At 67.1% G+C, this 13,242-nt stretch carries 14 protein-coding genes; 7 read left to right on the top strand and 7 right to left on the bottom strand.

Annotation, left to right across the window (positions count from 1 at the left end):
* Window positions 1-22 precede the first annotated feature (22 nt).
* From J2T47_RS14940 to ligB, 3 genes are all read left to right on the top strand, one after another.
* Window positions 23-1,024 carry an ArsR/SmtB family transcription factor gene (locus J2T47_RS14940; RefSeq protein ID WP_253448089.1) on the top strand — a complete coding sequence of 334 codons (1,002 nt, stop codon included), beginning with the start codon at window positions 23-25 and terminating at the stop codon, window positions 1,022-1,024.
* A 17-nt stretch (window positions 1,025-1,041) separates the two neighbouring features.
* Entirely contained in the window at window positions 1,042-2,232 is a 1,191-nt protein-coding gene (metK, locus tag J2T47_RS14935; RefSeq protein WP_253448086.1) for a methionine adenosyltransferase, read from the top strand.
* Between the two features lie 148 nt (window positions 2,233-2,380).
* On the top strand, window positions 2,381-4,048 hold the full coding sequence (gene ligB, locus J2T47_RS14930) for an NAD-dependent DNA ligase LigB (RefSeq protein WP_253448084.1): 1,668 nt from the start codon (window positions 2,381-2,383) through the stop codon (window positions 4,046-4,048).
* Window positions 4,049-4,053: 5 nt separating this feature from the next.
* Here the strand turns inward: ligB and J2T47_RS14925 are convergent, their stop codons facing one another.
* Window positions 4,054-5,358 (bottom strand): ferredoxin reductase family protein, encoded by a 1,305-nt coding sequence (locus J2T47_RS14925; RefSeq protein WP_253448080.1) that lies wholly within the window; start codon window positions 5,356-5,358, stop codon window positions 4,054-4,056.
* Between the two features lie 171 nt (window positions 5,359-5,529).
* Between J2T47_RS14925 and J2T47_RS14920 the strand changes: the two genes are divergently transcribed.
* Complete coding sequence (locus J2T47_RS14920; RefSeq protein WP_253448077.1) at window positions 5,530-6,276, top strand: metallophosphoesterase; 747 nt, start codon at window positions 5,530-5,532, stop codon at window positions 6,274-6,276.
* Here the strand turns inward: J2T47_RS14920 and J2T47_RS14915 are convergent.
* Window positions 6,273-7,271, bottom strand: a complete 999-nt coding sequence (locus J2T47_RS14915) for an alpha/beta hydrolase family esterase (protein ID WP_253448073.1) — start codon at window positions 7,269-7,271, stop codon at window positions 6,273-6,275. The two genes, J2T47_RS14920 and J2T47_RS14915, sit on opposite strands and share 4 nt — an antisense overlap.
* 178 nt (window positions 7,272-7,449) lie before the next feature.
* Between J2T47_RS14915 and J2T47_RS14910 the strand changes: the two genes are divergently transcribed.
* Window positions 7,450-7,848: a DUF1090 domain-containing protein gene (locus J2T47_RS14910; protein ID WP_253448070.1), complete on the top strand. Its 399-nt coding sequence runs from the start codon at window positions 7,450-7,452 to the stop codon at window positions 7,846-7,848.
* 44 nt (window positions 7,849-7,892) lie between these two features.
* Here the strand turns inward: J2T47_RS14910 and J2T47_RS14905 are convergent, their stop codons facing one another.
* The 3 genes from J2T47_RS14905 to J2T47_RS14895 all read right to left on the bottom strand — a co-directional run bounded on the left by J2T47_RS14905 (window position 7,893) and on the right by J2T47_RS14895 (window position 9,822).
* A complete protein-coding gene (locus J2T47_RS14905; protein WP_253448066.1) occupies window positions 7,893-8,360 on the bottom strand; it encodes a c-type cytochrome in 468 nt (155 codons plus the stop codon).
* Window positions 8,361-8,504: 144 nt separating this feature from the next.
* Complete coding sequence (locus J2T47_RS14900) at window positions 8,505-8,891, bottom strand: MAPEG family protein (RefSeq protein ID WP_253448063.1); 387 nt, start codon at window positions 8,889-8,891, stop codon at window positions 8,505-8,507.
* 100 nt (window positions 8,892-8,991) lie between these two features.
* Window positions 8,992-9,822, bottom strand: a complete 831-nt coding sequence (locus J2T47_RS14895) for an EamA family transporter (protein ID WP_253448060.1) — start codon at window positions 9,820-9,822, stop codon at window positions 8,992-8,994.
* Window positions 9,823-9,968: 146 nt separating this feature from the next.
* Between J2T47_RS14895 and J2T47_RS14890 the strand changes: the two genes are divergently transcribed.
* Both J2T47_RS14890 and J2T47_RS14885 read left to right on the top strand, forming a co-directional pair.
* A complete protein-coding gene (locus J2T47_RS14890; protein ID WP_192293211.1) occupies window positions 9,969-10,583 on the top strand; it encodes a LemA family protein in 615 nt (204 codons plus the stop codon).
* Window positions 10,580-11,572 carry a TPM domain-containing protein gene (locus J2T47_RS14885; RefSeq protein WP_253448057.1) on the top strand — a complete coding sequence of 331 codons (993 nt, stop codon included), beginning with the start codon at window positions 10,580-10,582 and terminating at the stop codon, window positions 11,570-11,572. Before J2T47_RS14890 ends, J2T47_RS14885 begins: the two co-directional genes overlap by 4 nt.
* A 19-nt stretch (window positions 11,573-11,591) precedes the next feature.
* Here J2T47_RS14885 and J2T47_RS14880 read toward each other — a convergent pair whose 3' ends face one another.
* Window positions 11,592-12,368: an ABC transporter ATP-binding protein gene (locus tag J2T47_RS14880; protein WP_253448054.1), complete on the bottom strand. Its 777-nt coding sequence runs from the start codon at window positions 12,366-12,368 to the stop codon at window positions 11,592-11,594.
* The gene (locus J2T47_RS14875; RefSeq protein ID WP_184588097.1) at window positions 12,368-13,174 is read right to left on the bottom strand and encodes an ABC transporter permease; all 807 of its coding nucleotides are present in this window, start codon (window positions 13,172-13,174) and stop codon (window positions 12,368-12,370) included. The genes J2T47_RS14880 and J2T47_RS14875 overlap by 1 nt, the downstream gene beginning before the upstream one ends.
* Between the last annotated feature and the right edge of the window lie 68 nt (window positions 13,175-13,242).

The following is a 13,242-nucleotide window of genomic DNA, read 5'->3' as shown; positions in this document are numbered from 1 at the left end:
CCGCGACTAGACTGCGCGACCTATGAGTCTGCGCCTGCCCGAAATCCGCCACGACGATTGCGACCAGCTGGCTGCCCTGTGCAAGGCCGGCGGCGATCCGCTGCGGCTGAACGTGCTGCGGGTGCTGGCCAACGATTCGTTCGGCGTGCTGGAGCTGGCGCATATCTTCGGCGTCCGCCAGTCGGGCATGAGCCACCACCTGAAGGTGCTGGCCCAGGCCGGCCTGGTCGCCACCCGCCGCGAAGGCAACGCGATCTTCTATCGCCGCGCCCTGCCCCAGGGCGAAAGCCTGGGGGGCACGCTGCACGGGGCGCTGCTCGAAGAGGTCGACGAACTGGCGCTGGCCGATGACGTCAGCGCACGCGTCGATGGCGTACACGCCCAGCGTGCCGCCGTCAGCCGCGACTTCTTTGCCCGCAGTGCGGAGAAGTTCCAGGCGACCCAGGACCTGATCGCAGGACTGCCGCAATACCGCGAAAGCGTGCTGGCGCTGCTCGATGCCCTGAGCTTCGCCCCCGGCGCCACGGCGCTGGAAGTCGGCCCCGGCGACGGCGGATTCCTCCCCGAGCTGGCCCGGCGCTTCGAACAGGTCACGGCGCTGGACAACAGCGAGACCATGCTCGAAATGGCGCGACTACGTTGCGCCAGCGAAGGTTTGAACAACGTCCGGCTGCGGCTGGGCGACGCCCTGCAGGATGTCGACGACGCGGCCGACTGCGTGGTGTTGAACATGGTGCTGCACCACTTCGCCGCACCGGCAGAGGCCGTGAGGCAGCTGGCGCACCTGGTGAAACCCGGTGGCAGCCTGCTGGTGACCGAACTCTGCAGCCACGACCAGAGCTGGGCCCGCGAGGCCTGCGGTGATCTCTGGCTGGGGTTCGAACAGGAAGACCTGGCCCTCTGGGCCGACGCCGCCGGGCTTGCGTCCGGCGAAAGTGTTTACATCGGTTTACGTAATGGCTTTCAGATCCAGGTGCGGCACTTCGCCAAGCCGGATTCGCGAAGCGTCCTCACCCACCGGTAAATGATAGGAACCGTTAGATGAGCGAATACTCTGTTTTCACCTCCGAATCCGTCTCCGAAGGCCATCCGGACAAGATCGCGGACCAGATTTCCGATGCGGTGCTCGACGCCATCATCGCCAAGGACAAATACGCCCGCGTGGCCTGCGAAACCCTGGTGAAGACCGGTGTCGCGATCATCGCCGGTGAAGTCACCACCTCCGCCTGGGTCGACCTGGAAGACCTGGTGCGCAAGGTCATCATCGACATCGGCTACGACAGCTCCGACGTCGGCTTCGACGGCGCCACCTGCGGCGTGCTGAACATCATCGGCAAGCAGTCGGTGGACATCAACCAGGGCGTCGACCGCGCCAAACCGGAAGACCAGGGCGCCGGCGACCAGGGCCTGATGTTCGGCTACGCCAGCAACGAAACCGACGTGCTGATGCCCGCGCCGATCTGCTTCTCCCATCGACTGGTGGAACGCCAGGCCGAGGCCCGCAAATCCGGCCTGCTGCCGTGGCTGCGCCCGGACGCCAAGTCCCAGGTCACCTGCCGCTACGAGAACGGCAAGGTCGTCGGCATCGACGCCATCGTCCTGTCCACCCAGCACAACCCGGAAGTCAGCTACAAGGACCTGCGCGAAGGCGTGATGGAGCTGATCATCAAGCAGGTGCTGCCGGCCGAGCTGCTGCACAAGGACACCCAGTTCCACATCAACCCGACCGGCAACTTCGTGATCGGCGGCCCGGTGGGCGACTGCGGCCTGACCGGCCGCAAGATCATCGTCGACTCCTACGGCGGCATGGCCCGTCACGGCGGCGGCGCGTTCTCCGGCAAGGACCCGTCCAAGGTGGACCGTTCCGCTGCCTACGCCGGCCGCTACGTGGCCAAGAACATCGTCGCCGCCGGCCTGGCCGAGCGTTGCGAGATCCAGGTGTCCTACGCCATCGGCGTGGCGCAGCCGACCTCCATCTCGATCAACACCTTCGGCACCGGCAAGATCAGCGATGACAAGATCATCCAGCTGGTCCGCGAGCACTTCGACCTGCGTCCGTACGCAATCACCAAGATGCTCGACCTACTGCACCCGATGTACCAGCCGACCGCGGCCTACGGCCACTTCGGTCGCAACCCGTTCGAAATGACCTACGGTGACGACACCTTCACCGCCTTCACCTGGGAGCGCACCGACAAGGCTGCCGCCCTGCGTGACGCCGCCGGCCTGTAAGACCCGGTAGCAGGAAAAGCCCCGCCTCGGCGGGGCTTTTTCGTTTCCGCTCTCCGACAAGGCCTCGCGAAGAATCCACGTCCATCCCGGCACCGGACACTGCGTCCCAGTCCTAGCCTTGCGGCTTACTGCCACCCGGACGCTCGCCATGCTTCGCCTTGCCCTCGCTTTCCTGCTGTGCCTTCCCCTCCTCACCCACGCCTGCCCCGACTGGCCGGCCGAGCAGGCACTCCAGCAGATCGACACGCTCCGCGCACAACTGCGGCAGTGGGATGACGTCTACCACCGCGACGGCCAATCACCGGTCGCCGATGAACTCTACGACCAGGCCCGCGAGCGCCTGCGCCAATGGCAGGCGTGCTTCCCGCAGGCCTCCGCCACCTCCGAATCGCCGCTGGCCAGCAGTGCCGGGGAGATTCGCCACCATTTCCCCCACACCGGCCTCGACAAGCTTCCCGACGCCTCGGCCGTGCGCGACTGGCTGGCGAACCGCAGCGATCTCTGGGTGCAGCCCAAGGTGGACGGCGTAGCGGTCACGCTGCTCTACCGTGACGGCCGCTTCATCCAGGCGATTAGCCGCGGCGACGGCAGCGCTGGGCAGGACTGGACCGCCAATGCACGGCGAATTGCCGCCATCCCCAGGCAGCTGCCCGGCGAGCGCGGCGCCCTGGTGCTGCAGGGCGAGCTCTACTGGCGCCTGCCGCAGCACGTCCAGGCCCGGCAGGGCGGCGCCGGCGCGCGCGGAAAAGTCGCCGGACTGATGGCGCGCAAGGAGCTGGGCGATGAGGCTGAGCAGATCGGTCTGTTCGTCTGGGAGCTGCCGGATGGTCCGCTGGACATGCCCGAGCGCCTGGCACGCCTGCGCCAGCTGGGTTTCGCCGACAGTGCCGAGCTGACCGAGCCGGTAACAGGCCTGAGCGATATCGAGGCCTGGCGCGAGCGCTGGTATCACCAGCCCCTGCCGTTCGCCAGCGACGGCATCGTCATCCGCCAGGGCCGCCGGCCGCCGGGCAAGGCCTGGAGCGCACAGGCGCCGGGCTGGGCAGTGGCCTGGAAGTACCCGCATCAACAGGCGCTGGCAGAAGTGCGGCGCGTGGAGTTCAAGGTAGGCCGCAGCGGGCGGGTGACGCCGGTGCTGCATCTCGCCCCGGTGGCACTGGATGGGCGGACCATTCAACGCATCGGCGCCGGCTCGCTCAAGCGCTGGCGCAGCCTCGACATCCGCCCCGGCGATCAGGTCGCCATCGCCCTCGCCGGGCTGACCATTCCGCGCCTGGACGGTGTGGTCTGGCGCTCGCCGACCCGTGTCGAAATATCTGCACCGGATGACGGGCACTACAACGCCCTCTCCTGCTGGCAGCCCACCGAGGGCTGCGCGGAACAGTTCCTCGCCCGCCTGCACTGGCTGGGCGGCAAGAACGGCCTGGGACTATCGGGCGTCGGGCCCGGAACCTGGCGGCGCCTGCACGACGCAGGTCTGCTGGCGGGGCTGCTCGACTGGATGACGCTGACGCCGGAGCAACTGAGCCAGGCACCCGGCCTGGGCGAGCGCAGCGCCGCCACCCTGCACCAGCAGTTCCAGCTGGCCCGTCAGCGCTCGTTCGCCGTCTGGCTGCGCGCGCTTGGCGCGCCCTCCCCAGACGCTCATCCGGCAGACGCAGACTGGTCCGCGCTGGCCGCCCGCAGTGCACCGCAGTGGCAAGAGCAACCCGGCGTCGGCAAGGTACGCGCAGCGCAACTGGAAGCCTTCTTCAAGGCGCCGGAAGTCGTGCTGCTGCGCGAGCGATTGCACGACCTCGGCGTCGCCGGTTTCTGAGCGCCTCAGCGCATCTGGAAGGCTTCCTGGTGGAAGCGATTGCCCGGCATGCCCTGGCGGCGCAGGTCACGGCGCAGCAGGTCGGCCAGCGCCTGCGGGCCGCAGAACCAGACACTTGGCCAGCGCCCCTGCGCACCGGGCTGCAAGCCCAGGTCCGCCGCCTGCAGGTAGCCTTCGCTTTCGCTGTAATGCACGCGCAGGTCGATGCGCGTCAACGTCGCGCACAGCTCACGCAGGCGCCCGGCGTAGATCGCGTCGGAAGGCGAACGCACGCAATACAGCAGCGTCACTTCCGGGCAGTCCGCCGGCCGCACCTGTAGCGACTCGAGCCAGGCCAGGAACGGCGTGATGCCGATTCCGCCAGCGATCCACACTTGCCGTTCGCCCTTGTCGCGGCGGAAGTCGAAGCAGCCGTAGGGCCCTTCTACCTTCACCGGATCACCAACCTTCAGAGCATCCTGAAGGCGCCGTGTGTAGTCCCCCAGCGCCTTGATGCTGAAGCGCACCTCACCGTTACCCCGGTCGCTACTGGAAAGGGTGAAGGGATGCTGCCCTTCCAGTCGATCGCAGGTGAGGAAGGCGAACTGGCCGGCACGGTGCTGCCAGCGCCCTCGCAGCTTGCAGGTCACTTCCAGCATGCGCTCGCCGGGACGCTCGATCGCCACCACGACGCCCTCGTGGGTGCGCCGACGGCCGATCTGCCCGGCCAGCGACCAGAGCGCGCAGAGGCTGCCCACCACGGCGCAGAACGCCACCAGCCAGCCCACCGGCTGCATCCAGTACCCCGCGGGTGCCAGCACCACGCCGTGGAAGGCGAGCACCAGGTAGACCACCGCCAGGGTTTTGTGGACGTAGCGCCACAGGTGGTACGGGAAGCGCTGCCAGAGGGTGATGACCAGCATCGCCGCCAGCAACCAGGCCGACCATTCGCCCAGGCCCTTGGCCGAGCCGCGGAACACGTCGAGGAAGGTTTCCACCCGCGGCCCCTTGGCCGGCTTGGCGATGAATTCGGCGAGCAGCGGACCGCCCAGCTCCATCAGGTAGTGCAGCAGGCCCAGCACGATGGCCAGGATTCCCGCCCACTTGTGCGCGCGGTACAGGCGATCGAGGCCGTCCTGGGGCTTTTCCAGCCAGACCGGGCGCACCGCCAGCAGCATGATCAGCGACATCAGCGCAAAGGACGCGACACCGGTGAAGAGGATGGCCTGCTTGCGCAGGACCCAGATGTCCAGGGTTGCCGGCGGGTCAAGGAACAGTGCCAGGCCGAAGGTGGTCAGCACCGCCAATAAGACGATCCAGATGAGTTTCATGAGTCCTCCTTGGGGCGCCAAAACAGCGGGCCCAAACGGAAGCTGAGGGAATCTTCTGAATCATCCCTTAATTTCGAAAGGTCTTTAGGCCGGCAGCGGCAATGCCATGACCCATGTCAAACGCATCTTCCTTCGTTATCCTCGGCACTTTCCTACAGACAGTTACGTGCCATGCGCCTGCGAGTATTGTCCGACCTCCACCACGAACACTTTCCCAACGGCCGCCGCGAACTGCCGCAAGTCGCCGCGGATGTCATCGTGCTGGCCGGCGACATCCACGAACACCTGCAAGGCCTGCATTGGGCGCGCGAGGAGTTCCCGGACAGCGAAATCCTCTATGTCGCCGGTAACCACGAGTTCTACCACTCCGACCTGCCCGAGCTGACGCAGGCCATGCGCAACCTGGCCCGCGCGCTGGAGATCCACTTTCTCGAGAAGGATGCCGTGATCCTCGATGGCGTGCGCTTCCTCGGCACCACGTTGTGGACGGATTTCCAGCTCTACGGCGAAGGCGCGGCGGAACTGGCCTGCGAGCAGGCGCAGTTGCTGATGCCCGATTTCAGTACGGTGGATTACTTCACCCGGCCCTTCACGCCGCAGATGAGCCGCGAACTCTGCGGCGCCAGCTGCGAGTGGCTGGCGGCGGAGCTGGACCAACCCTTTGCCGGCCCGACGGTGGTGGTGACGCACCATGCGCCCAGCGCCCGGTCCATTCCCTCGCACTACGTCGGCGACGCCCTGTCGCCCGCCTTCGCCTCGAACCTGGAAGGCCTGGCCGAACGCTGTGACCTGTGGATTCACGGGCATGTGCACGAGTGCCTGGACTATCGCATCGGCGCGGCGCGGATCGTCGCCAACCCCGGCGCCTACCCTGGCGAAGACAGCGGCTTCGATCCCCGCCGGGTGATCGAACTCTAGAACGGCGGCTCGATGCGTGGCGGCTCGTCAGGTGACAGCTCGCTGAAGAAGCGCCAGATCTCAGCCGGCCCGTCCAATTGCGGGTCGGCCTGGCCGAGCTGGCGCGGCGCGCGGTAGAGCGGCTGCGAGATCAGGTGCCCACCGCCGAATACCGTCAGCAGTTCCACCGGCGGCCCGTCGCCGGCAGCCCAGCGCTGCCGTTGCGTCCACACCGGGCCCGGCTGGGTCAGCTTGTCCACCTGCGGCTCGCCGCCCTGGCCGTTGCGCCGGGCCAGCGCGAGGGCAGACCCCTCGGCGGAGAGCACGTCGCCGCGATCACCGAAGCCGAACAGCGTGACCCGGCCGCCGGCATAGGGATTGATCGGGTCCCGCGTGCCGTTCATCAGCAGCGCGGCCTTGGGCTGTTCGGCGGGACGGCAGGCGTCATTGCCCGTGCTGGGCAGACTGGCAGCCACGGCGGCGACGCCATCGACCTTGTCCGGCGCCTCGGCGGCCAGTCGCAGTGCCATCTGCCCGCCGTTGGAGTAGCCGGTGACGAATACCCGCGCGGGATCGACGCCACGCTCGCGCTGCAGGCTTTCGATCATCTGCGAGAGGAAGCCGACGTCGTCGATGTTCAGGCGCCGCGCGCTGTAGGAAGCCACCCGTCGACAGTCGTTCCAGTGCCCTTCGAAGCCATCGGGATAGAGCACCAGGAAGCCATCGCGATCAGCCAGGGCATCGAAGCGGTAGCCGCTGTCGCGGCGCATGCGCTCGCCGTTGCTCTGCGAGCTGTGCAGCACCACCAGCAGCGCCGGACGCTCAGCCAGCTTCTGCGGCACGTAAAGGACATAGCTGCGGCGCCGTTCGCCCTGGCGTACCGAAGCATCCTCACTGCTGCCGGTCAACACGGGTTGCAGCTTCAGCTCCCCGGGCAAGTACCACCAGCCCCCCGCCAGCAGCGCCAGCACCAGCAGCGCGATGAGTGCCTGCACGATCCGCATCGCCACCCGCATACCGCCTCTCCTTGCCCGCCTGGCGGGCCCTGCGAGTCCCGGCCGTCTCCTGAAGCCATCGAACGGGGGCAACCGAACTGGCGCAATTGTCCTGTGGCAGCCCCTCGCCCGTCCGTCCATGGCAAACTCTAGCCGTTGACTCCAACGTCATAGTGTTTGGTAACCAAGGACTCCGAAAATGTTCCGAAGCTCTGCCCTGATGGCCGCCGTTCTTGCCCTCGGCTGCGCCAGCCCGCTGTTTGCAGCCGAGACGGCCAAGCAGCCGCTGACCGGCTGCGCGGCCAAGCGCGCCAACCTCGAAACCCAGCTGGAGCAGGCCCGGGCGCAAGGCAACGACAACCGCGTCGCCGGCCTGCAGACCGCCCTGGACAAGGTGAAGACCTATTGCACCGACGCCAGCCTCAGCCAGGAGCGCAAGCAGAACGTGCTGGATGCGGAGAAGGATGTCGCCCAGCGCGAGAAGGACCTGCGCAAGGCGATGAGCAAGGGCGATCCGGAGAAGATCGAGAAGCGCAAGGACAAGCTGGCCGAGGCCCGCGCCGAGCTGGAGCAGGCCAAGCGCGAGCTGGAGGAGTAAAGGCCCCCGCTTCGCAGGTCACGCTGACTGTAGGAACTCCGGCGTTAGAGCGCGCGGAATTTCTTGTGGCAGGCTTCGCAGGCGTCTTCCACCGCGGCGAAGTCCTTGCGCACGCCCTCGGGCGTCGGCGCGGCGTTGCGGGTGTTCTCACCCAGGGTGCGGACGGCCTGCTGGAAGGTCTTGGCATCGGCCTGGAACTCCAGCTGACGCTGCCAGATTTCCGCCTTGGCGCGGGTGTCGTCGCTTTCTACCTTGTCCGCCGGCGGCTGGGTGGTGGGGAAATACTGCCACGGCTTGTCGGCCAGCTCGCCGAGTTTGGTCGAGCCCGCGCGGAACTTGTCCGCGTCGAAGGGAATCCGTCCACGCAGCATGCCGCCCATGTCCTCGCTGGTCTTGAGCATCTCCTTGAACACCGCCTGGCGCTTGTACTCCGGCGAGTTGGGGTCCTGGCGATGGCAGCCGGCGAGCGCCGTGCCGGCGAGCAGCAGAACGAGCAGGGTCTTCAACTTCATGGGGGACTCTTGTAGGACGGCTATTCACGGAAGCGCCGGATTATCCGCCCCGAACTCCGAATGTTCCAGACCACGCGCCAGCCGCTGCGTCCATCCGCCGCAGCGGCGCGTGTTTCGTTCAGCCGCCGTTCAGGCGACGTCAGGTCAGGCCGAAACGACGAAGATCGCGATGATCAGGCCCATGCCGAGGAACCACACCAGCGAGCGCAGCAGCGCCAGGTCGGCCACGTAGAAGATCAGGTAAAGCAGGCGGCTGGTGATCCAGGCGATGGCCAGGCGGTCGATGGTGGCGGGTTCGGCGTTGTTCACCACGTAGGCGATGATCACCGCCGCGGCGAAGGCCGGGGTGACCTCGAAGCTGTTCATCTGGAAGGCGTTGGCGCGCTTGCGGTAGCCCTCCAGGGTGGCGAGGAAGGTGCGCGGGTCGTGGTTCTGCCGGGGACCGAAGCCGCCACCGGTGAACTTGGCGAGGCTGGTGCCGACGTAGGGCAGGAAGATCGCGATCAGGACGCACCAGAAGGCAACGGGCATGGGGAAGGTCTCGTCGAGGGGAAAGTCCGCAGCTTAGGTCATCGCCCCACGCCGCGTCCTTGACCGGTTTGGCGTCGCGCAGCGTAGCGCGGGCCAATCCTCAGAGCTTCATCACCAGCATGCCCGCCAGTACCAGGCTGCACGCGGCCAGGCGCGGCAAGCCGAAGGGTTCCTTGAGGAAGCGCATGCCGAACAGCACCACCAGCAGCACGCTGGTCTCGCGCAGCGCGGCGGCCTCGGCGATGGAGCCCATCTGCATGGCCCAGAGCACCAGGCCGTAGCTGAGCAGTACGCAGAAGCCGACGCTCAGGCCGAGTTTCCAGTCATTGATCCAGAATCTGGCGAAGGCACGGGTGCGCCCGACCAGCGCCACCAACGGGAACGGCAGGCCGGACAGCAGCGACAGCCAGACCAGGTAGTCCAGCGGCTTGGGCCAGAGCTTCAGCGCGTTGCCGTCGGTCCAGGTGTAGCTGCCGATGCACACGCCCATCAGCAGCACGGTGGGATAGGCGATCCATGGCAGCTTCGAGCCGCCGCCGCCCTTGAGCAGGAACAGCATGCCGACCGGGATCAGCAGGATGCCGAGGATCTGCCTGTCAGTCAGGTGTTCGCCGCCGAAATACAGGGTCAGCGCCAGCACCACCAGCGGCGACAGGCCGCGCATCAGCGGGTAGACCAACCCCAGGTCGCCGACCTTGTAGGCCTGGATCAGCAGCACCCGGTAGACCAGCTGCAGCGACACGGCAGCCAGCAGCCAGGGCCAGACCTCGGCGGGGGGGATCTCGATCCAGGGCAGCAGGACCAGGGCGGCCGTCAGGCCGACCATGTCCATGCAGGCGACCACCAGCAGACGATCACTGCTGAATTTGACGAGGGTGTTCCAGGTGGCGTGCAGCAGGGCGGCCAGCAGCACCAGGGTAGTGGCGAGCACGAAAACGAACTCCTGGTATAGACCAGCATGATTCTACCCCGAGCCACCCCATGGCCGGCAAGCACTGGCCGTTTCGGACATTTCCAACTGACTCCTCAGCCGGAACTGACCTAGACTGGGCCTTTTCGCCTGCACGAGCATCTGCCATGCCCCGTTTGATCAAGTTCCTCACCGGCTACATCCTCGTCACCCTGCTCTCCGGCTGCGGCTACAACGCCATGCAGGCCGGCGACGAACAGGTGAAGGCCGCCTGGTCGGAAGTGCTCAACCAGTACCAGCGCCGCGCCGACCTGATCCCCAACCTGGTCAGCACCGTGAAGGGCTACGCCGCCCATGAAGCCAGCGTGCTGACCCAGGTGACCGAGGCCCGCGCCAAGGTCGGCAGCACCACACTCAATGCCGACCAGTTGGACGATCCGGAAGCGGTCAAGCGCTTCCAGCAGGCCCAGGGCCAGCTCAGTTCGGCGCTCTCGCGCCTGCTGGTGGTCTCGGAAAACTACCCGCAGCTCAAGGCCGACGGCCTGTTCAAGGACCTGCTGACCCAGCTCGAAGGCACCGAGAACCGCATCACCGTCGCCCGTGGCCGCTACGTGAAATCGGTGCAGGAATACAACGTGATGATTCGCCAGTTCCCGCAGGTGATCACCGCGAAAATCTTCGGCTACAAGCCCAAGGCCAACTTCAGCGTCGAGAATGAAGCCGCCATCTCCACCGCGCCTAAAGTGGACTTCGGCAACGCGCCGGCGCAGCCCGCGCAATGACCCTGCCGCGCTGGCTGCTGGCCGCCCTGCTGCTGTGCTGGGCGGGCCTGCTGCAGGCGGCACCGGTCGCCATCCCGCCGCTCAGCGCCCGCGTCACCGACCTCACCCAGACCCTCGACGCAGGCCAGCGCGCGCAGCTGGAAAGCCAGCTCGCCGGCCTGGAGCAGCGCAAGGGCGCGCAGATCGCCGTACTGCTGATCCCCAGCACTGGCGATGACAGCATCGAGGACTACGCAGTCCGTGCCTTCGAGCAGTGGAAGCTGGGCCGCAAGGGCGTGGACGACGGCGTGCTGCTGGTAGTAGCCAAGAATGACCGAGCGCTACGCATCGAAGTCGGCTACGGACTGGAAGGCACCATCACCGACGTGCAGGCCGGGCGCATCATCCGCGACACCATAGTCCCGCACTTCAAGACCGGAGACTTCGCCGGCGGCATCCAGGCCGGCGTGGACAGCCTGGTAGCGCTGATAGAGCCGCCCGCCGCGGCCCCTGCCGAACCCGACGAAAGCGCCGCGGATCAACTGCCGCAGACAGGCCCGGTGACGGGCTACAGCGATGCCTACTCCAACCGCAACGCCAGCGCCGCCGAGGAAATCCCGCCTGCGCGCCTGCTCGGCCTGCTCGCGCTGCTGGTCGGTGTGCCGCTGCTGTGCCTGCTGTTCCCGGTGCAGTGGCTGCGCCAGCGCAGCATGGGCCGCTACCTGCTGTGCAGCGCGCTGGTCGGCGGCGTGGCCTCGGCGGTACTGCTGTTCAGCGAAAGCAATCCGGCAGCCCTGCAGCAGCAGATGATCGGTTCCTTCTCGATCCCGCTGGTGCTGTACATCTTCTTCCTGCCGCCGATGTGGCTGACCTCGGGCGTACTGCAGTTGCTGCTGATGATCATCAGCTCGATCGGCCGAGGCGGACGCGGGGGTGGCGGCGGAGGTGGCGGTGGCTTCCGCGGCGGTGGCGGCTCCAGCGGCGGCGGCGGAGCCTCCGGCCGCTGGTAAGCACCAGTAGCGCCGAGAATTACAGGGCGGCGACGCCCTGTTCTTCTTCGCGGATCGACCGCAGTACCTGGCGCTGCAGGTCGATGAACTCGGCGCTGGCGGCCATGTCTTCGTGGCGCGGGCGACCGAGTTTGACGTCGAAGGTGGTCTTGATCCGCCCCGGCCCCAGGCCCATCACCACGATGCGGTCGGACAGGTAGACCGCCTCTTCCACGTCATGGGTGACGAACATCACCGTCAGCCGGTGGGTCTCCCAGATGCGCGTGAGCAGCTCCTGCATCTGGTGGCGGGTCATCGCATCCAGCGCACCGAAGGGCTCGTCCATCAGCAGGATCTTCGGCCGGTAGGACAGCGCACGGGCAATCGCCACGCGCTGCTTCATGCCGCCGGAGAGCTCGTTCGGGTAGGCCTCGGCGAACTTCGTCAGCTTCACCAGCTCCAGGTGCTCATCGGCGATCTCGCGGCACTGCGCGCGGGACAGGCCGGCCGCCTTGAGGGCGAACTCGACGTTCTGCCGCGCGGTGAGCCAGGGCAGCAGGGTGTAGGACTGGAACACCACACCACGGTCCAGGCCCGGCCCGGTGATCGGCACGCCATCCACCCTGACACTGCCGCTGTCGAATTCCTCCAGGCCGGCGGCGATGGACAGCAGCGTGCTCTTGCCGCAGCCCGAGGTGCCGACGATGGAGACGAACTCGTTGTCCGCCAGGGTCAGGTCGATATTGCGCAGCACCTCGCGGCGTTCCTTGCCGACCGCGAAGCTCTTGTTCAGGCCGGAGATTTCCAGGGTTGCCATCAGCTGCGTCTCCGGTTGTAGCGGAACAGGACCTTCTCGCCGGCGCGCATGGCCTGGTCGGTGACCAGCCCGAGGAAGCCCAGCAGAAGGATGTAGCCGATGATGGTATCGGTCTGGAAGAAGCGCTGGGACACGGTGATGCGGTAGCCCAGGCCCGAGGTCGCGGCCACCAGTTCGGCCAGCACCAGCCAGGTCCAGGCCCAGCCGAGGCTGATCCGCAGCGCGTCCCAGATGCCCGGCAGCGCGCTGGGCAGGACGATCTTCAGGAGGATGCGGCGGTCCGGCATGCCGAGGGTGCGACCGAGGCCGACGAAGTCCGCCGGCACGCGCTTGATGGCGTCCATCACCATCAGCACCTGCTGGAAGAAGGTGCCGATCCAGATGATGAGGAATTTCTGGAAGTCGCTGGTGCCGGCCCAGAGGATGGTCAGCGGGACGAAGGCGACCACCGGCATGTAGCGCACGAAGTCCACCAGCGGCTCGGTGGCGGCCTTCCAGAAGCCGTAGCAGCCGGCGAACACACCGATCACGATGGACATCGCCGAGGACACCAGGAAGGCCACGGCGATGCGGTACACGCTGACCTTCAGGTCCGACCACAGGGTGCCGTCGGCGGCCAGCTTGAGCATGCGCGCCCAGACGTCGCCGGGCGCCGGCAGGAAGATCTTCGGCACCGCGCCGCTGGCGCCGGCCAGCCACCAGAGCAGCGCCAGCAGGACGAACACGGCGCCGCCGATGAGCAGGAAGTGGCGCTGCGCGATCGGCTTGCCGATGGTGAACAGCGGGTTGGATTTGCGGGCTTTCATGTCGGGCTCGTCGAACGGAGAAAGACGCGCGCCGGCTCAGGGCCGGCGCGCGCCGTGTCTCGGAAGAT

Origin of the sequence: Pseudomonas nitroreducens, assembly GCF_024170165.1 — a bacterium.
Classification (GTDB): Bacteria; Pseudomonadota; Gammaproteobacteria; order Pseudomonadales; family Pseudomonadaceae; genus Pseudomonas; species Pseudomonas nitroreducens_C.
The sequence above is the reverse complement of the archived record's forward strand: the minus strand, read 5'-3'. Positions and strand labels throughout refer to the sequence as shown.

Coding starts and splice junctions, on each gene's coding strand:
- J2T47_RS14875 (WP_184588097.1), bottom strand. CDS start 13,174: ATGAAAGCCCGCAAATCCAACCCGCTGTTCACCATCGGCAAGCCGATC.
- metK (WP_253448086.1), top strand. CDS start 1,042: ATGAGCGAATACTCTGTTTTCACCTCCGAATCCGTCTCCGAAGGCCAT.
- J2T47_RS14890 (WP_192293211.1), top strand. CDS start 9,969: ATGCCCCGTTTGATCAAGTTCCTCACCGGCTACATCCTCGTCACCCTG.
- J2T47_RS14900 (WP_253448063.1), bottom strand. CDS start 8,891: ATGCCCGTTGCCTTCTGGTGCGTCCTGATCGCGATCTTCCTGCCCTAC.
- ligB (WP_253448084.1), top strand. CDS start 2,381: ATGCTTCGCCTTGCCCTCGCTTTCCTGCTGTGCCTTCCCCTCCTCACC.
- J2T47_RS14940 (WP_253448089.1), top strand. CDS start 23: ATGAGTCTGCGCCTGCCCGAAATCCGCCACGACGATTGCGACCAGCTG.
- J2T47_RS14880 (WP_253448054.1), bottom strand. CDS start 12,368: ATGGCAACCCTGGAAATCTCCGGCCTGAACAAGAGCTTCGCGGTCGGC.
- J2T47_RS14885 (WP_253448057.1), top strand. CDS start 10,580: ATGACCCTGCCGCGCTGGCTGCTGGCCGCCCTGCTGCTGTGCTGGGCG.
- J2T47_RS14920 (WP_253448077.1), top strand. CDS start 5,530: ATGCGCCTGCGAGTATTGTCCGACCTCCACCACGAACACTTTCCCAAC.
- J2T47_RS14915 (WP_253448073.1), bottom strand. CDS start 7,271: ATGCGGGTGGCGATGCGGATCGTGCAGGCACTCATCGCGCTGCTGGTG.
- J2T47_RS14910 (WP_253448070.1), top strand. CDS start 7,450: ATGTTCCGAAGCTCTGCCCTGATGGCCGCCGTTCTTGCCCTCGGCTGC.
- J2T47_RS14925 (WP_253448080.1), bottom strand. CDS start 5,358: ATGAAACTCATCTGGATCGTCTTATTGGCGGTGCTGACCACCTTCGGC.
- J2T47_RS14905 (WP_253448066.1), bottom strand. CDS start 8,360: ATGAAGTTGAAGACCCTGCTCGTTCTGCTGCTCGCCGGCACGGCGCTC.